The organism is Bartonella sp. AA86SXKL (assembly GCF_042196885.1).
On record NZ_JBHIRE010000136.1, the window covers coordinates 1 to 239 of the forward strand.

Consider the following 239-nt stretch of genomic DNA (forward strand, 5'->3'; position numbering starts at 1 on the left):
GACTTTTTGTTTTGTTATTTCTATTTGCTGTGTTGTTTTGGCTCTATCAGTCCCTTTATATTGTTCAGCAAAATGAACAAGCGGTAGAGTTGCGTTTTGGTGTGCCTAAGACAGAAACTATCGGTGATGGTTTGCATTTTCACTTTTGGCCAATTGAGACCTATATGAAAGTACCTTTAACGGAAAAAACAATTGCGATTGGTGGTCAGCCGGGGCAGAGACAACAAAGTGACGGCTTG

The 239-nt window shown here is 40.6% G+C and carries 1 protein-coding gene; it reads left to right on the forward strand.

The genetic code is table 11. The features are described from left to right. Positions 1-239 (forward strand): SPFH domain-containing protein (locus tag ACFIO5_RS10510; RefSeq protein WP_375705370.1); only part of this gene is annotated, 239 nt, incomplete at both ends.